19 protein-coding genes are annotated in these 16,249 nt (G+C 36.3%); 1 reads left to right on the top strand and 18 read right to left on the bottom strand.

Going from position 1 to position 16,249, the window contains the following annotated elements; all coding sequences use genetic code 11:
- Positions 1–202: 202 nt before the first annotated feature.
- From HMPREF1514_RS01985 to HMPREF1514_RS01940, 10 genes are all read right to left on the bottom strand, one after another.
- Entirely contained in the window at positions 203–1,000 is a 798-nt protein-coding gene (locus tag HMPREF1514_RS01985) for a formate/nitrite transporter family protein (RefSeq protein WP_037596912.1), read from the bottom strand.
- A gap of 175 nt (positions 1,001–1,175) precedes the next feature.
- Complete coding sequence (locus tag HMPREF1514_RS01980; protein WP_037596911.1) at positions 1,176–1,883, bottom strand: glucosaminidase domain-containing protein; 708 nt, start codon at positions 1,881–1,883, stop codon at positions 1,176–1,178.
- Positions 1,884–2,207: 324 nt separating this feature from the next.
- Positions 2,208–2,795: a ribosome biogenesis GTP-binding protein YihA/YsxC gene (yihA, locus tag HMPREF1514_RS01975; RefSeq protein ID WP_003068868.1), complete on the bottom strand. Its 588-nt coding sequence runs from the start codon at positions 2,793–2,795 to the stop codon at positions 2,208–2,210.
- Between the two features lie 12 nt (positions 2,796–2,807).
- Positions 2,808–4,040 (bottom strand): ATP-dependent Clp protease ATP-binding subunit ClpX, encoded by a 1,233-nt coding sequence (clpX, locus tag HMPREF1514_RS01970; RefSeq protein WP_003068865.1) that lies wholly within the window; start codon positions 4,038–4,040, stop codon positions 2,808–2,810.
- Between the two features lie 53 nt (positions 4,041–4,093).
- Positions 4,094–4,267, bottom strand: coding sequence for a hypothetical protein (locus tag HMPREF1514_RS09410; RefSeq protein WP_003024903.1), 174 nt, complete (start codon positions 4,265–4,267; stop codon positions 4,094–4,096).
- Entirely contained in the window at positions 4,267–4,779 is a 513-nt protein-coding gene (locus HMPREF1514_RS01960) for a dihydrofolate reductase (RefSeq protein ID WP_037596910.1), read from the bottom strand. The genes HMPREF1514_RS09410 and HMPREF1514_RS01960 overlap by 1 nt, the downstream gene beginning before the upstream one ends.
- A 285-nt stretch (positions 4,780–5,064) precedes the next feature.
- Positions 5,065–5,904, bottom strand: coding sequence for a thymidylate synthase (locus HMPREF1514_RS01955; RefSeq protein ID WP_037596909.1), 840 nt, complete (start codon positions 5,902–5,904; stop codon positions 5,065–5,067).
- Between the two features lie 85 nt (positions 5,905–5,989).
- Complete coding sequence (locus HMPREF1514_RS01950) at positions 5,990–7,207, bottom strand: voltage-gated chloride channel family protein (RefSeq protein ID WP_037596908.1); 1,218 nt, start codon at positions 7,205–7,207, stop codon at positions 5,990–5,992.
- A 15-nt stretch (positions 7,208–7,222) separates the two neighbouring features.
- Positions 7,223–7,486: a chorismate mutase gene (locus HMPREF1514_RS01945; protein WP_006267865.1), complete on the bottom strand. Its 264-nt coding sequence runs from the start codon at positions 7,484–7,486 to the stop codon at positions 7,223–7,225.
- A gap of 38 nt (positions 7,487–7,524) precedes the next feature.
- Positions 7,525–8,367 carry a hypothetical protein gene (locus HMPREF1514_RS01940; protein WP_037596907.1) on the bottom strand — a complete coding sequence of 281 codons (843 nt, stop codon included), beginning with the start codon at positions 8,365–8,367 and terminating at the stop codon, positions 7,525–7,527.
- A gap of 307 nt (positions 8,368–8,674) precedes the next feature.
- Here HMPREF1514_RS01940 and HMPREF1514_RS01935 point away from each other — a divergent pair, with 307 nt between their 5' ends.
- Positions 8,675–10,189 (top strand): helix-turn-helix domain-containing protein, encoded by a 1,515-nt coding sequence (locus HMPREF1514_RS01935; RefSeq protein WP_037596906.1) that lies wholly within the window; start codon positions 8,675–8,677, stop codon positions 10,187–10,189.
- A 173-nt stretch (positions 10,190–10,362) separates the two neighbouring features.
- Here the strand turns inward: HMPREF1514_RS01935 and HMPREF1514_RS01930 are convergent, their stop codons facing one another.
- The 8 genes from HMPREF1514_RS01930 to HMPREF1514_RS01895 all read right to left on the bottom strand — a co-directional run bounded on the left by HMPREF1514_RS01930 (position 10,363) and on the right by HMPREF1514_RS01895 (position 16,175).
- Positions 10,363–10,998: a Pr6Pr family membrane protein gene (locus HMPREF1514_RS01930; RefSeq protein WP_037596905.1), complete on the bottom strand. Its 636-nt coding sequence runs from the start codon at positions 10,996–10,998 to the stop codon at positions 10,363–10,365.
- Between the two features lie 8 nt (positions 10,999–11,006).
- Positions 11,007–11,345: a zinc ribbon domain-containing protein YjdM gene (locus HMPREF1514_RS01925; RefSeq protein ID WP_037596904.1), complete on the bottom strand. Its 339-nt coding sequence runs from the start codon at positions 11,343–11,345 to the stop codon at positions 11,007–11,009.
- An 84-nt stretch (positions 11,346–11,429) separates the two neighbouring features.
- Positions 11,430–12,398 (bottom strand): phosphotransferase enzyme family protein, encoded by a 969-nt coding sequence (locus tag HMPREF1514_RS01920; protein WP_037596903.1) that lies wholly within the window; start codon positions 12,396–12,398, stop codon positions 11,430–11,432.
- Entirely contained in the window at positions 12,365–12,784 is a 420-nt protein-coding gene (locus tag HMPREF1514_RS01915) for an amino acid kinase family protein (protein WP_324252729.1), read from the bottom strand. The genes HMPREF1514_RS01920 and HMPREF1514_RS01915 overlap by 34 nt, the downstream gene beginning before the upstream one ends.
- Before the next feature lie 147 nt (positions 12,785–12,931).
- Positions 12,932–13,828 carry an RluA family pseudouridine synthase gene (locus tag HMPREF1514_RS01910; RefSeq protein ID WP_037596902.1) on the bottom strand — a complete coding sequence of 299 codons (897 nt, stop codon included), beginning with the start codon at positions 13,826–13,828 and terminating at the stop codon, positions 12,932–12,934.
- Entirely contained in the window at positions 13,818–14,279 is a 462-nt protein-coding gene (gene lspA, locus HMPREF1514_RS01905) for a signal peptidase II (protein WP_037596901.1), read from the bottom strand. Before lspA ends, HMPREF1514_RS01910 begins: the two co-directional genes overlap by 11 nt.
- Complete coding sequence (locus HMPREF1514_RS01900) at positions 14,276–15,184, bottom strand: LysR family transcriptional regulator (protein WP_037596900.1); 909 nt, start codon at positions 15,182–15,184, stop codon at positions 14,276–14,278. Before HMPREF1514_RS01900 ends, lspA begins: the two co-directional genes overlap by 4 nt.
- Before the next feature lie 136 nt (positions 15,185–15,320).
- Entirely contained in the window at positions 15,321–16,175 is an 855-nt protein-coding gene (locus tag HMPREF1514_RS01895; protein WP_037596899.1) for a GNAT family N-acetyltransferase, read from the bottom strand.
- Positions 16,176–16,249 lie beyond the last annotated feature (74 nt).

Here is a 16,249-nt window from a genome sequence, read left to right as displayed (position 1 = left end):
TTCTCATCTAAAACTAGTTCTATTTTATCATAATCTACCTTGCTCTGCGATTTGTTGGCGGATACAGTCAAATTGCATGCCTTTTATTATGGCAACAGATTTTAATTCTTTCTTTTTTTGAAGCAAATAAAAAGAAGAGAAACGTTTCCATCCTCTTCTTCTACTTTTTGAACACATATTTATATGCACGAACGGTCTATTTTCAATCTACATAAGTAGTTTCGTCTTTATTTAAAAAAGCATAGGACAAACCAATCAAAAGCCCTCCACCAATCCAATTAGCTAAAAAAGTAACGCTAAAATGCCTTAAAATATTTAAAAGATTAAAAACCTCTATTTGCCCAGCAATTTTATTAAAAGCTACTAAAGAAAATGATGCAAAATTAGCTGCCAAGTGCTCATTGGTTAAAAAAACAAACATATAAATGGCAGAAATCACAATCAGAATTTTTGCAGTTGAATTTTTCAACAACAAATAAGATAGAATTGCAATATTAACAAAAATATTGGCAACAATCCCTTCAAAAATGACAAGCTGATTAGGACGAGACAATTTATGCTCTGCTATCCCAGCTAGAAAACTCTTTGATGTGAGATGAGTAAATTCACTAGTTTGATTAAAGATAAAACCAATAAAAAGAGCGCCTACTAAATTAAAAAATGTACAATATAGTAAAATGAGCAAAGCTTTTTTCCAATTTATCTTCTTCAAAAAGGTTCCCGCCGTTAAATACATCATATTTGAAGTAGTTAATTCAGCATTTAAAAAGAGAATGTAAACTAATCCCCAAGCAAAAATAAACGGAAAAACAAAACGTCCAGTCCCAGAAGCAAATCCATTCATTAGGTCTGCTACAATAACTCCCGCCGCTGTACTCAATGTCAAAAATGCCCCTGCAAACATCGAACGAATTGCATACTTCGCTTTACTCCTGTTAAATAATTCTTCCTTTTTGTAACACGCATATTCAATTTTTGAAATAAATAACGATTCTGACATTCTCATCTCCCCTTGTTTTTTGTCATAAAAACGATGTGTTCATTATATCACAAACTTTTAGTTATGGGAAACGTTTTCTTTATAGATCCATAAAAATAGGCGAATAAACTAATTTCATCACCGAACAAAAAAGATTGGGATAAAAATCCCAATCTCTCTCATCTAATTACAAATATTATCGACGACGATTCGCCCAAGCAACATCCAAATTTAACACTTCCTGTGTTGTATATTGTTGACGATAAGGATTGTAGACCTTGTTAGATGCTGTAGCGCTAGTTGTTTGCGTACCTGGTACATCGTATTGTGTCAAATTATACTGTTGAATCAAATTATTTAGCTTGACGTTATAGCTTGTATCCGTCGCATAAATCCCTGTCAAAGCTGCTGTCGCATTCATATAACTAGTCGTATTACTTTTCCAAGCATAGGTATAGCGACTATGCTTTAAAATTGCTACATAGTCTTGCAAAGATTCAAAATAACTCGGATACGATCTAAACTCTGCATTGACCTTATAAGTATTTCCTTTCCCATCATCTTCTAGCGTAGGCATTGTAGCAGATTGACCAGCGTATTGACCTTTAATTCCAAATAAATTGTGATGAGGGGCAGCTGATAAAGCAGAACGTCCAGAATTGCTTTCCAAAATGGCCTGTGCAATCATAACGGAAGCATATAAATCGTTTGCTTGACCCAATTGACGAGCAGTTTCACCAATTTGTGAAATAAACACTTCTGTTTGGGTCAAGGGACGTTGGTAAGCCTCATCATTGGCACTAGCTGGGCGAATTTGCTTGGATAAAACTGCACTAACTAATAAAGTAACAGCCACCAAAACCAGAACTGTTAAAACTCTTTTTTTCAATTTTTTCTTTCTCATAGTTCATTTCTCCAGTATAATATATGTTTGATTATAACATAAAATCCTCGTTACTTAGTTACAATTTGGTGACAGATTCATTATAAAGGCGATAGAACAGAACTAAAAGTTTTTACTTTTTCGTTCGTAGTTCCAGTTCCGCGAAAATGATTAGAAACTTTTTGAAGTCTAAAAGACAAACAAAGTTGAGACTTGCTTCGCAAGTCCTATCTGCAACCTCAAAGCAGTACGTTGAGCAATCAGCTACCGTGTCACGTGTCAAGAGGTATTTCTAACGAAAAAGCAAGACCGGGATTTTTTGTCCCAGCCTCTTTTCTTTCATTCCTAAATTTTTTCCAAAATCGCATCCCAAGCCGCATCTAAACCATCTTTGTTTACAGATGAAAAAATAAGAAAATCATCATTTTTATCAAAATCTAACCTTTTTTTAATGACCGATTCGTGCTTGTTCCATTTACTGCGTGGAATTTTGTCTGCTTTTGTAGCTACAACGATGACGGGTATCTCATAGTATTTTAGAAATTCATACATTTGCACATCATCTGCACTTGGCTCATGCCGAAAATCCACTAAACTTACAACTGCTCTGAGATTTTCCCTAGTCGTCAGATACTCCTCAATCATTCTACCCCACTTAGCTCGTTCTGTCTTAGAAACTTTGGCATAGCCATAGCCTGGGACATCCACAAACCGAAGTTGATTGTCAATGTTGAAGAAATTCAGCAGCTGCGTTTTCCCTGGCTTACCAGAAGTTCGCGCTAAGTTTTTTCGATTTAATAATGTATTAATAAAAGAAGATTTTCCAACATTGGATCGCCCAGCAAGAGCAATTTCAGGAATCTCATCCTGAGGATAATGAGATTTGTTGGCTGCACTCAACAAAATTTCCGCATTGTGCGTATTAATTTCCATACAACACCTCGCTTAAGCTGTTTCTAAAATCGGTTTATCTGTTCCATCAACTGCTTCCTTGGTAATCCGCACTAACTTCACATTTTCTTGACTTGGTACTTCAAACATGACATCCATCATGGTTTCTTCGATAATCGAGCGCAAACCACGAGCACCTGTCTTGCGTTCAATGGCCTTGTTGGCAATTTCTTGGAGGGCATCATCATCAAACTCTAATGTAACATCATCATAAGAAAGAAGCGTTTGATATTGTTTTACTAGGGCGTTCTTTGGCTCACGGAGAATTCGTACCAAATCATCAACTGTCAAAGGCTCAAGCGCAGCAAACACTGGTAAACGACCAATCAATTCAGGGATAAGCCCAAATTTTTGAATATCTTCGGAAATAATTTCTTGCATATAAGAACTATTTTCATCAATGGCTTTGTTATTTTGACCAAAACCAATGATCTTTTCACCTAGACGTTGTTTGACGATTTCTTCAATTCCGTCAAAAGCACCGCCAACGATAAAAAGAATATTCTTGGTATCCACTTGAATCATTTCTTGCTGTGGATGTTTGCGACCGCCTTGTGGAGGTACACTAGCTACAGTCCCTTCAATGATTTTAAGCAAAGCTTGCTGAACGCCTTCACCAGACACATCACGAGTAATAGAGACGTTTTCGCTTTTCTTTGCAATTTTGTCAATCTCATCTACATAGATGATGCCACGTTCTGCACGTTCAATATTGAAATCTGCAGCTTGCAAGAGTTTTAAGAGAATGTTTTCAACATCTTCCCCGACATAGCCAGCTTCCGTCAAAGCTGTCGCATCTGCAATCGCAAAGGGAACATTTAGACTTTTCGCTAAAGTTTGAGCAAGAAAAGTCTTACCAGAACCGGTTGGACCAATCATAAGAATATTGGATTTTTGTAATTCGACATCATCCTCTTCTTCACGATTATCGTGAAAATTGATACGTTTATAGTGATTGTATACAGCAACAGCCAGCGCTCGCTTTGCACGATCTTGCCCTATTACATAGTGATTTAAAATGTTAAGCAATTCTTGTGGTTTTGGTACTTCCGACAAGTCTGCCAAGACTTCTTCTGCTAATTCTTCTCTAATAATTTCTTGTGCTAATTCCACACATTCGTTACAAATAAATGCATTATTTCCTGCAATAATTTTTTGAACTTCTTCTTGACTTTTACCACAAAAAGAACAATAAACCATCATTTCGCTCGTACGATTTGTAGGCATCTTTCACTCCAATCTATTCATTACAATTTCTTTTTCGTTCGTTTAGTTGTTTATTATTTAAATAAGGTCATATAAAAAGCATGAATACTATTCACCAAATTTGTAAAAGCATTCAGCCAAAAGAGAACTGATAATCCATACCGCTTTTTACGAAAAGCCTGTGTAGCCGCCATGACACAAACGACACACAAAAGAGCCGTAAAAAATCCGAAAATACTACGTTCCATTACGACTCCTTTCTCTGGAAGGTTGTTACAGTAAAATCATACTCATTCTTTTCGTCTTTGGCATAAAATTGACGAGAACACTCCTGAAATTTCGTCATATCAAACTCTTTCGGGAAATAGGTATCTCCTTGTAAACTAGCATGAATACGTGTCATAACTAACTCATCAATGAAAGGCCCAAATGCAGAAAAAATTTGACCACCACCAATAATATAAAGCTCTTTTTCCTGCATCTCATACCATTTTAGAACAGAAGTGACATCGTGAAAGATCAATACATGCTCATTGTCTACTTGATACGACTTATCTCTTGTCAAAATAATCGTAGTACGATTAGGCAACACTCTACGGTTCATCCCGTCAAATGTCACCCGACCCATTAAAATAACCTGTCCAGTTGTTGTTTCTTTAAAATGCTTAAGGTCAGCTGGTAAATGCCAAGGCAATCTATTGTTTTGCCCAATCAAGCCATCCTCATCTTGTGCCCAAATAGCTACAATTTTCTTCGTCATTCCCTCATCCTTTGAATTGATAGTTCTATTTTATCAAATTTCAGTAAAAAAGGCTGATTTTAACTATCAAATCACCAGACAATTTATATTTGCCTTTGGAAAATAGTTAAATAAGCCTCTTCGTTTATTAGTTTTTGAAAAAACATAATAAGTCTGGTGAAACTCAGCTTTCTGTGAATTCTTTTTATTTACATTCTGGGAGGCGATTGGAATTGCATAGGAAGCAAAACCAATTTGTATCAAAATAATAAACTTTTTTACATTCAGAGAAATTTTGTTTCATTATCAAATTGCTAAATCAAATTTCAACTGTGGCTTAACAGGGTCATAATTGATCAATTCAAAATCGTCTGCTTTAATATCAAAAAAGTTGGTTCCATCTGGAACATTCAATATCAAACGAGGTGCACAGTCCGTTGGTTCACGCCGAAGCAATTCTTCTGCTTGCTCGAATTGATTATTATAAATATGTAAATTATTGACAAAATAAAAGAATTTGCCAACTTCCCACCCAAAATGTTTAGCAATCATCATTTGCAATGCGACATACTGCATGGCATTGATATGGTGAGCTACCAACATATCATTTGAACGCTGTGTCAGAGTTGCATCTAGGTAGATTTCACCATCTACACGTCGGACATCAAACATGGTCTGAAAAGCACAAGGCAATAATCCTTCTGTTTCTTCAAAAGCTTCATAGTCCCAAAGTGAGATAATATTTCGACGATTCCAAGGATTCGTCTTCAGCTGTTTTAAAATTTTATTGATAATATCATGTTTTTTAACAACAGCACCATATCGCTCACCAATAGTGCGAGTAGTTCCTACTTCCCAATCATTCCAATAATGAACGTTGTATTTGTTTTCTAAAACTTCTAAGCTATTGGATTGATCTTGATAAATCCAGAGGACTTCTTTGATCGCTGATTTGATAGCAATCGGACGAAGCGTTGTGATAGGGAATTCTCCCTTGCTCAGATCGTACTCAGCAAAAGAACCAGTGATATACTTAGAATTAGCAACTTTCCCATTTTTATAGCGCGGACGTGCATTTTCAGAAAAAACACCTTCATATAAAATTCTTCGAATATTTTCTTTTAAAATGGTATCTGCTTTTGTCATGACTTTCCTTTTCTAATCTTGCTTTTTCTAGTATAACACAAAATAAAAATCTCCTACAAGTTAAAACCTCATAGAAGATTATTTTTCAATATCGAATTTTTTGGGCTCCATAAATCGAATGTTGTCGGTGAAGACTAAATGCCACGACACAGACTATGAAAAAATATGGAAAATTGCTAAAACCAAACACCTCACAACCAATCAGAATCGGTCCCAAGAAAGTAGAGGTAGCACTTCCGAAAACTGCAGCATAGCCTAGCGCCGCAACCAAGCTAACTGGAAGACCAAATAAACCTGCCAGTAGAACGCCTAGACTTGCCCCAATGGCAAAAAGCGGTGTTACTTCTCCACCTTGAAAACCTGCTGATAAAGTCAAAACTGTTAGAAGTAATTTAAAGAACCAATCATATAAATAAATAGATTGTCCAGCAAAACTAGCCGTAATTAAATTTGTTCCAAGCCCTGAGTATCGACCTTTATCCAACAATAAAAAGACAATACTTAAGACAATTCCCATCACCACGATTCGTTTGTAGGGATTTGGAAAAATAGTTGCCGCTTTCTTTTTACTCCACAAGAGGGCATAAGCAAATACATTGCCACAAAGTCCAAATAAAACTCCAAGGAGCACTAATTTAATAACAAGTATTGGAGATAGTCTCAAATGAGCAGAAATTGGTTGCATAAATTTTTCAAGACCTAACGCATGTGATGTCCAAGCAGCAACGAGAGAGGCTATCATGGCAGGATACAAAGCAGTCAGCTGCAAGTTCCCTACAACCAAGACTTCCATCGCAAACAAAACTGCAGCCAGTGGCGTTTGAAATAGTCCAGCAAAACCAGCAGCCATTCCTGTAACTAAAAATACTTTTGAAGTATTAGGAATAGAAAAGTTCTTGCAAAACCAGTGAGAGACTGTGGCACCTAATTGTACTGCTACTCCTTCTCGACCGGCCGAACCACCAAAAAGATGCGTCAACCAAGTCGTCACTATAACAAGAGGGATTAAGCGCTTGGGAATGTGATTTTCTACACCATGACCAACTTCAAAAATCAAGGTCATTCCTTTGCTACTTTTCCCACCATATTTCTGATAGAGAAATACAATCACTAATCCTGCAAAAGCTAAAAAAGGAATCAAATAAAGGGAATGCAAGATGCGGACTTCACTTAAAAATATAAGCGTTCGCCCAAATATCGTATCAATAGTTCCAATTACTAGTCCCATAAGAATGGACAATACCGTAATAGCTATCACTTGATTTCCGATATTGACCCACTTTAACCTATGAATTTTTTTCATTTTATCATTCCTATATTAGATATGCCGCTCTTGATAAGCACGTGAATGTTTTAAAATATCTGAAAAAGTCTGCACAAGGGTATCTTCATATTGTTTTTCCTGCACACTATTTGCGACTTTCTCTAAAATAATTTGCTCACGCTGAGTATCTAATACTGCTTTCCCAGTCTGACGTTTGTAGAGAGCTACCTGGCTCACTAACGCCATTCTTTTTTCTAACAAGGTAATCAAGTCTACATCTATTTGATCAATTTCTTTTCTAATTTCTGCTAAATCCATAGCTGCCTCCTAATTACTTTCTATCTTATCAAAATCTTTTACAATATGCTAGTGGTCGTCCTATCTCTACCATCTAGCTCAAGCACTTTTTCATATACCTTATCATTCCATTTTACCAGTCCATCGTTTTGATAATCTAAATAATGAATCCTGTTTTTTAAATAATTTGGAATAATACCTTCAAATTCCTTTTTATTTTGGCTTGGAATAATGCAGACACAAAGACTGAGATCTAACAATACCGCATCTTTCACTTTTGCTGTATGATAACCATCAAATACATAGCCCTTTTGATTCACAATAGTTTCATACCGGAAATGAAAGCTAACACCAGGTATGAAAGCTTCTTCCAGATCGACTTCCGTGGGATTTCTCTCTAGCAATCGTTCCATTGCTAACCTATAACCAGATGTCGTATTAGACCACCCAAACATGACATAGTCAAAATAATCCGCTGGATCACCTGCTGCATTTCGTTTATCGTTCACAAGCTGTTTGCCAGTCAAACCAAAAGCCTTCGTGGCAGACAATAATTTCCCTCTTTTCAAAATCTCCTTAGCAGATTCCACAGTGCAAGTATGACTGAGATAATCTGACGTCACACATTCACCATATACATTAAAGTTTCCAGCTTCTTTTCTGTCACGCGGAGTAAACGGATATATTACTTTACTATTATCCAGATACTGACAGACTAGGCTTTGTAGAACAGGATTTTCACACTCTATTTGAGTCTTCCTATTGTACATTTTTTCATACGCCACGAACTTGGCAATTTTTTCCAATTCCCATTTGTTAATTTCAGGATAATCTACTAAGGCTAAATGGTAAATCCCCTGCCATTGAAGGCTAAAATCATTTTTACAAATTTTTAATTTCATAGAATACCTTTTCACATTTATAATTGCTATGCTTATTATACATCTATATACTAAAAAATTGATAAGAGATTTGATTCAATGATTGAAAAACTCATTTTATATCGTAAAATACTAAAATAGAATATGTGTAAATTTTTTCTCAATTGAATGCAAAAATACTTACTTAAAATGAGACAAACCTACTAAAATAGCGCCCTTTTAACCTCAATGACTCCAAACGATACTCATAACGCCCCTTTTCTTTAAAATCTTAGTTGACAAGCCCTTTCCTTGTATGGTAATTTTAAAAAACAGAGGAGAATCGTTTATGTTAGATAAATATTTGGAAGAATCAATTTTAAATAAAGCAACCATTTTACAAATCATTCTAGAATTTCAAACGATTGATATTGAGCAACTAGCACAACTCACTGAATTTAGTGAAAAAATCATCTATCAACATCTAGCAGAATTGAAAGAGGAATTCAATGATTTATTTTATCTGAAAGTTTTTGCGAACACAGTTCACTTAGACCTGATTACAAAAATCAATCCTTCCATCTGTTTTCATCGGATTTATCAAAGTTCAACCTTTCTCCACCTTTTGCGCTACTTCTTACAAGAAGAAAAAGAGAGTTTCATTTGCTTTATCCAAAAAGAGTACATATCCCGTGCAACTGGCTATCGAATACGTGATAAGTGTTTGGACTTTTTGAAAGAAGTTGGGTTATCTTTAGACAGATACCAAGTCATTGGACCAGAATACCGTATTCGGTTCCTTATCGCTTTGCTGGAATATAAATTTGGCATTCATCTGTATGAAATTAAAGAAAAAGAGTTAAAACTCGTTTATCAATGGATTCGTTCTTCCAATGCCCACATCTCACAAGAAGCCTTCGAAGCAGCTACAGAAGAAAGTCGCTTCTTTTCTATTCTCGTGGTGCTAATGTGGAAACGAAAGAATTTTCCTATGGTTCTACCTGCCTCACAAGAGCTAGAAAAACTAAAAACGCTCCTTGTCTATCCAAAACTGATAACCTTAACCAAGAAAATTTTGGAACCTGCCCTACAAGTGATGTTTACACCGACAGACTACGATTATCTATTTTTAGCCTATTGTACTACCCCTAATCCTTTCTCTAGAGACAAATGGTTGGAACACGATCGCGATACAGCTCTTGATATTATCATGAAACAAGGAATGTTACTGCCGCTCATTCAAAAATTTCGCTTATTATTTGGAGATGAGCTGATCAATTCTCAACCATTTAGGATTGTCATGCTCTTCTTTATGAAGCCTTTTATCTGCAATTTACAAAGTTTGGTTCCCAATTCTTACATTTTCCAATATGACCACCGCGGATTGTTTGACCCTCTCTATCTCCTCTTAAGCCCACTTGTCAAAGAATGGATGAAAGAGGTGGGATTGACAGGTGAAGTATACAAGTACCACATTTATCATGTGACCATTCAACTGAGGGAGTTGATTTATGCCAATATGGCACCTATTTCTTTGTATATTTTTGCAAGTAATAATGCCGATGTAACGACTTTAAAGAATGCTTTTTCAAGAAATATTCCTCCTTCTATTACTCGGATTGTGGTAATTGACTTTTTGAATAGTTCGCTCCATTTACAGGATCACGACGAAACAAATATAATTGTAGCAGACCAACATATTTCAACTTATATCAAGAGCTTATTTCCAGATAAGGAACACATTCTTATCAATTTCTCGATGAATTTTTATGATATTCATTATCAGCATATCTATGAAGCTATTTATAAGTTGAGAAAAGAACGCTATCAGGAATATATCAATGGGTTGAAAAAGTTACTTTAATCATCATTAGATGGAAACAGAGTAATGGTGTTTACTTTATGAACTGTCCTCAACAAAATGAAGAGCTTAATTTTTCAGCGCCAGTAGTAATTAAGGCAAGAAAAAACCTGAAGAAAACGTTCAAAAAGAAAGTTTTTTTCAGGCAAGTAGACAAATTTTGCTGTTTCAAGTATTTAAGAAGACCCTTTCCTATGTGAGGATAGGGACATAACTCCGTAAAGCAGAAAGCTCGCAAGCAAATAACCAATAAAAATTTTGATTGACCACTGTAAGACATAAGACCAGCCATATTTTGGGATATTTAAAAAGAAGTAAGCAAATGGACTGTCTTTAGCACCTGGAATAGGCCACTTGAGAACCAAACCATTAAACAGGGCAAAAGCCATGTAAAGTAGAGGCACACTAGTCCAAGCAATGGGATCAAACCAGCGATATTGCAAACGTTTATCAAAAAGCACAGTATCCGCTAAAAACCATAACGGTACAATGTAATGACATAGGAAATTTTCCAGTCGATAAAAATCAGTCGCTAACGGAGCAAGCAGAACATGATAGATGACACAGGTAATCATGATACACATAGTGACACCGCCTTTAATCCGAAATAGTGTCTTCGTTTGCCAGCGACTTTCAGAATGCGCCATTAGATACAGCAAATAAGCTGTGAAAGCTGTTACGATAATGTTAGACAAAACAGTATAATACATAAGCATGCCAAGACCGCCATGCTTTGTAATTTCAAGATAGACTCCCACAAACCCTAAGATAAACAATATCATGCGGCTATAAAAAATTACATTTCGTTTCATTACTGACCTCAGATTTTCTTAACAAATTCTGACTTAAGTTTCATCGCACCAAAGCCATCAATCTTGCAGTCAATATTGTGATCTCCAACTACAATCCGAATATTTTTCACGCGCGTTCCTTGTTTCAAATCCTTTGGAGCACCCTTGACTTTTAAATCCTTGATGAGAGTAACAGTATCTCCGTCCACAAGTTGATTGCCATTTGCATCAATCGCTTTGATGCCATCATCTTCTTCATCGACTTCAGCCGGATTCCACTCATAAGCACACTCTGGACAAACTAATAGTAACCCATCTTCGTAAACATATTCTGACTGGCATTTTGGACAATTTGGTAATTGATTCATCTTCTCTCCTTGCTAATACTTAGAATTTATGACGCCTTCCCATTTTACTATAAAATAAAAAATTTGACAAATAAGAGAAAATGACTAATTTTTAAAAGAAATATGATAGTTTAAATAATCTATCATTACTTTTTCTTTTGTAAATTTTACCTTTTGATACTTCATTAAGGCACTATTCTTTTGATTTTCTACCAAGTAAAATAAATGAATCTCTAAAAAACGTTGCAAAGCAAAACGATAACAAAGCTCTGGATTAATATCCCTAGTATAATTTGAAAAAAATAAGTTAGCCAATTCAGGAAATGACGAAACATCAGTTTTCAAAGATAATCCCCATAAAAATGTTCCAATATCTTCCTCTGGAAGGGAATAACGTGCATCACCAAAGTCTAGAATAGTTAATTTATCCTTGTGAAAAAGAATATTGTCAGCGTGCAAATCGTTATGAATAAAAAGGGCAGGCTGTGCTTGTTTCGCTTTCTCCAAAATACTTGTGTTTATTTGAAACAATTCCCAATAATTTTTATAATTTGAAATATCCTTTTCTAATTCCTTTTCGTAAGAGAATAACCTGATATGCAAACTAGAAACCAAATCATCATAGACTGGAATTCTCTGATATTCTATACAACTTTCCTTTGAGAAATCATGAAAATGGACGATCTTTTGGGCTATCTGAGGAATTATATTCTTCTCAAAGGAAATGGTTTTTCCTTTTAAATAGACAGATTGCATCACATATAGAATACCTTTATTAACATTTAATGAGAAGATCCACTCTCCGTCCTGAAAAGGAAGGTAAGCAAAATCATTTAGTTCTTCCTCATACAACGCATTTACAAATTGAATTTCTCTTTTCAAATAAGATTTTGCCTCATAAAAAAGTGGGGAAGTCTGAGGAAGATAAAGAATACGCACGACAACTCGTTCATTCATTACATAATTTAAATTTTCAGTCCCGCCTGATAATGGACGCAATGATATATCTTCACCATATAAATCTCGAAGTAAGTTTTTAATTAATATTTCATTTTGAAATGGTTGAAAAAACATTTCCCACTCCTCCAAACTTTCACACTAAAGTATACCACAAAGTTCCATGGTTCAGTTTCCTCGAGTTCCTGAGTACGCTTATAAAACACAGCAACGACTTTGAGAATTTTGCCTCTGAAAACATCTGCTTCAAGGCTAGCCGCCTCCACAATCTCAAGCGAATCTAATATAACCTTTTCTATTAAATTCAAGCCCTTTGCAGCTGAATAATGAATAGGATTTGCCGTATAAAAACTATCAACATCAATCAATAGAACCAACAACTCTACCTGCACCGTGAATGCAATCTGCGTGCTCAATGTATCATCATTATTACTAACTTTTAACTCAACAAGAAAAACCATATCATTTTCATTGATGAGGGGAACATCTCTCCGATTAAACAAGATAAAGATTAATTACTTGGGTATGCATTTTTATAGCGTCACTTATCCATAAAATCATCTCTATTCTCTACCAAGCCTGATATACTGCGTTATTACACCAAAATTTTAAGCAAAATAAAAAGAAATGAAATACGATTCCTTTATGTTTCACTTCTTTCCTTTTCGCAATTGTTCTAGCGTTTCTTGGAAAACGATCGGCACTTCTGCTGTAAATTCCATGATTTTTCCTATCTTAGGATGAGTAAATCCAAGCGTTCTGGCATGCAAAAATTGCCCATTCCCCTTCAAGGTTTTTCGTGGTCCATACACGCCATCCCCTGCTACCGGATGACCAATATAAGCCATGTGCACACGGATTTGGTGGGTACGACCTGTTTCTAATTGCAATTCTACTAAAGTATAATTCCCAAAGCGTTCTAAAACGTGAAAACGAGTGATTGCTGGTTTACCTTTAGCTGTAACAGCTTGCTTCTTGCGATCTTTTTCACTTCTCCCAATTGGTGCTTCAATAACACCTCTATCATTTGGCAAATTGCCATGCACAATAGCCCAATACTTCCGTAGAGATTTTTTAGCTTTTAATTCATCAGCCAGCTTGATATGGGCATCATCATTCTTAGCAATCATAAGCAAGCCTGATGTATCTTTGTCAATCCGATGGACAATTCCAGGGCGCAAAACACCATTGATACCGGACAAATCCTTGATGTGGTACATCAGCGCATTGACCAGTGTTCCACTCGTATGCCCTGCACTTGGATGCACCACCATACCTTGAGCCTTGTTCACCACTGCGACATCTTCATCCTGATAAACAATATCCAGTGGCAGATCTTCTGCAACGTATTCCATCGCTTCAGGTTCGGGCAATTCGTAAGTAATCACATCACCTGCCTTGACTGCATACTTTGCTTTCTTGACTTGCCCGTTGACTAAGATTTGCCCATTTTTGATTTGTTCATTGGCATGGCTGCGGGATAATGGTGTCAAATCAGCAACCGCCTTGTCCAACCGTACACCGCCAATCTCTACTTTAACTTGCATTGCCCTCTTCCTTTAACATCATCACTATCAGTACAAGCACGCCAATCGTCAGATAACTATCAGCAACATTAAAAATCGCAAAATTGACAAAATCCAACTGAAACATATCCACGACAAAGCCTTGCCGCATACGGTCAATAAAATTCCCAATCCCACCTGCAATAATCAAACTCAAACTAGACAGTAACCAGACAGAACCTTTGATGTGCTTGCTCAAATACCAAATAGCTGCACCAATCACCACTAAAGTAATCACCGCAAACAACCACTGCTGGTTTTCTAAAATTGAAAATGCCGCACCTGTATTTCGCAAATAGGTCAAACTTAAAATCTTTGGAAGGAAGGGTTTTACTTCACCTAATTGAATGTTTTTGACAATTTCAAACTTGACCCATTGATCCAAAGCAATTAAGGCTACAATCACAATTGGCACCATCACTTTTCGTTTCATTTTTTACCTCTTTTTGCAAAATATTTTTCCATAACAGCAACAAAAGCTGCACCAATTGGTGAAAGCTCTACTTCTTCACGTTTAACATAAACCATGCGATTTTCCAAGTTGTCTTGTAATCGAATCACCGTAATGCCGTTTACGCTATTACTATCCAAAAATCCAGATCCTGTTGCATAAGCATCTGTCCGCTCTAAAATACCATTCAAAGTGGCACGATCAGTTACATTAAACATCTGAGAACTGGCACTAGTATCCACAAAATTCTCTGAATAATAGAGATATTCATCTTTTTCCTGCGTAAAACGAACTGTCGGCAGATCTGTCAAATCTTCCATAGTAAGCTCCTCTTTCCCAGCTAAGGGGTGATCTGCCCGTAGATAGATATGCGTCTGAAAAGAAATCAAATCTATCACTTCTAGTCCCAATTTATCAATCCGCTGCATCATTCCTTTAGTATTTTGATTGTTCAGATAGATAATGCCAATCTCACTGTGCCCCTGCGCCACTTCATCTAAAATCTGCACTGTTGTGGATTCAAAAATTCGGAAATTCTTATCTTTGGGATAGCGTTTAGCAAATTCCGTTATCAGAGGCGGTAAGAAATCATAGTGCTGGCTAGCAATGGAAAATTCTGCTTTTTCTTCCTCTGGATTGGCGTATTGATTTTGAAATACATCAAATCCCTTGACCAATTCTTGGGCTTTTTCGTAAAATTCCATCCCTCGACATGTCAGAAATGTGCCACTACTCGTTCTATGAAATATTTTAAAGCCCAATTCTTTTTCTAAATCTCGAACCGCAATGGACAAGCTCGGCTGGCTGACATACATTTTCTCAGCTGCTTCACGAAAAGTGCCACTGTTGGCAATCGCTACAACATAACGCAGTTGTTGAATATTCATGCTTTTATCCTCTTTTAAATGTTTTATCATTATACCATAAATCAAGGCATAACTAAACCGTCATACACTAAGGATTCAATAAAGGCATTCTCCTACGTTCCCTAGAATAACATTCTTGACACATGTTTGCCTCCTCTTACTTACCGACATAAACGGTTTCTGTCATTACTTGAAACCCTAATCGTTGGTAAAGTTTGTAAGCTCCTGTATTTTCCTTGTCTACCACAATTTGGAAATTTAAATCATTCCGCTCATACATGTCATTCATTATTGCCGACATAAGATAAGAGCCTAGTCCTTGTCCCTGTAGCTCTTTTTTCACTGCTAGACCAAAGAAAAAATTGAAATCTGTGCTCATATCAACAGAGCAAGATGCAACGATTTGCCCGTCTTTTTTCAATACAAACAAAAGAGTATTATCATTTAAAATAGCTTCACGTGCATAAGTGCGGCTGCTTTCTAAAGGATTTCCAAACGCTTCTGCTTGGAAAGTTGCAATCTCTTCGACCAAGTCCAAATCTGCCAAAACAACTTCTAAACCCGCTCTCTTTTCTAAAGCAAATTGTCTGCGCGGCTGCTCCAGCCACAACTCAGCATCTGTTATGTGAAATTGAAAATGCTCTAAAAAATTCGGGTGTTTGGTCAAAAAAGCTGTTTCTGTCACATAGTCAACTTCGGATAAATTGTATTGTGTCGCTACATTTGCAAATTCGCTTAGCAAGGCACGAGCAATTCCTTTGCGCCGATAGGCAGGTATCACATAGAGTGAAACTTCAGCTTCTTTCGGTTCATCAGCATAAACGAATAAATAACCTACTAACTTAGCTGCTTCATAGGCTAAGAAAAAAGCAGGCATATCTTTATCTACGTTGTAAGTCGTATCAAGATAGGGGGTACGATAAGTTCCATCTAGCTGATGACAATCTCTCGTAATTGCTAACAGTTGTTGGCGTTCTTTTTCTGTTACATTATTTCTTTTTAAAATATTCATCACTTTTCTCCTTAACTCTTTCATTATACCACAAAGAAAAAGCGACTACTTTGACAAAGGAGACTATTCAAGAT

Origin of the sequence: Streptococcus sp. AS20 (genome assembly GCF_000524255.1) — a bacterium.
Lineage (GTDB): Bacteria > Bacillota > Bacilli > Lactobacillales > Streptococcaceae > Streptococcus > Streptococcus constellatus.
This window is presented reverse-complemented; position numbering and strand designations above follow the sequence as displayed.

What these genes read in the sequence shown, in the direction of transcription:
- HMPREF1514_RS01985 (WP_037596912.1), bottom strand. Translation starts at nt 1,000, where the DNA reads ATGTCAGAATCGTTATTTATTTCAAAAATTGAATATGCGTGTTACAAA.
- HMPREF1514_RS01980 (WP_037596911.1), bottom strand. Translation starts at nt 1,883, where the DNA reads ATGAGAAAGAAAAAATTGAAAAAAAGAGTTTTAACAGTTCTGGTTTTG.
- yihA (WP_003068868.1), bottom strand. Translation starts at nt 2,795, where the DNA reads ATGGAAATTAATACGCACAATGCGGAAATTTTGTTGAGTGCAGCCAAC.
- clpX (WP_003068865.1), bottom strand. Translation starts at nt 4,040, where the DNA reads ATGCCTACAAATCGTACGAGCGAAATGATGGTTTATTGTTCTTTTTGT.
- HMPREF1514_RS09410 (WP_003024903.1), bottom strand. Translation starts at nt 4,267, where the DNA reads ATGGAACGTAGTATTTTCGGATTTTTTACGGCTCTTTTGTGTGTCGTT.
- HMPREF1514_RS01960 (WP_037596910.1), bottom strand. Translation starts at nt 4,779, where the DNA reads ATGACGAAGAAAATTGTAGCTATTTGGGCACAAGATGAGGATGGCTTG.
- HMPREF1514_RS01955 (WP_037596909.1), bottom strand. Translation starts at nt 5,904, where the DNA reads ATGACAAAAGCAGATACCATTTTAAAAGAAAATATTCGAAGAATTTTA.
- HMPREF1514_RS01950 (WP_037596908.1), bottom strand. Translation starts at nt 7,207, where the DNA reads ATGAAAAAAATTCATAGGTTAAAGTGGGTCAATATCGGAAATCAAGTG.
- HMPREF1514_RS01945 (WP_006267865.1), bottom strand. Translation starts at nt 7,486, where the DNA reads ATGGATTTAGCAGAAATTAGAAAAGAAATTGATCAAATAGATGTAGAC.
- HMPREF1514_RS01940 (WP_037596907.1), bottom strand. Translation starts at nt 8,367, where the DNA reads ATGAAATTAAAAATTTGTAAAAATGATTTTAGCCTTCAATGGCAGGGG.
- HMPREF1514_RS01935 (WP_037596906.1), top strand. Translation starts at nt 8,675, where the DNA reads ATGTTAGATAAATATTTGGAAGAATCAATTTTAAATAAAGCAACCATT.
- HMPREF1514_RS01930 (WP_037596905.1), bottom strand. Translation starts at nt 10,998, where the DNA reads ATGAAACGAAATGTAATTTTTTATAGCCGCATGATATTGTTTATCTTA.
- HMPREF1514_RS01925 (WP_037596904.1), bottom strand. Translation starts at nt 11,345, where the DNA reads ATGAATCAATTACCAAATTGTCCAAAATGCCAGTCAGAATATGTTTAC.
- HMPREF1514_RS01920 (WP_037596903.1), bottom strand. Translation starts at nt 12,398, where the DNA reads ATGTTTTTTCAACCATTTCAAAATGAAATATTAATTAAAAACTTACTT.
- HMPREF1514_RS01910 (WP_037596902.1), bottom strand. Translation starts at nt 13,828, where the DNA reads ATGCAAGTTAAAGTAGAGATTGGCGGTGTACGGTTGGACAAGGCGGTT.
- lspA (WP_037596901.1), bottom strand. Translation starts at nt 14,279, where the DNA reads ATGAAACGAAAAGTGATGGTGCCAATTGTGATTGTAGCCTTAATTGCT.
- HMPREF1514_RS01900 (WP_037596900.1), bottom strand. Translation starts at nt 15,184, where the DNA reads ATGAATATTCAACAACTGCGTTATGTTGTAGCGATTGCCAACAGTGGC.
- HMPREF1514_RS01895 (WP_037596899.1), bottom strand. Translation starts at nt 16,175, where the DNA reads ATGAATATTTTAAAAAGAAATAATGTAACAGAAAAAGAACGCCAACAA.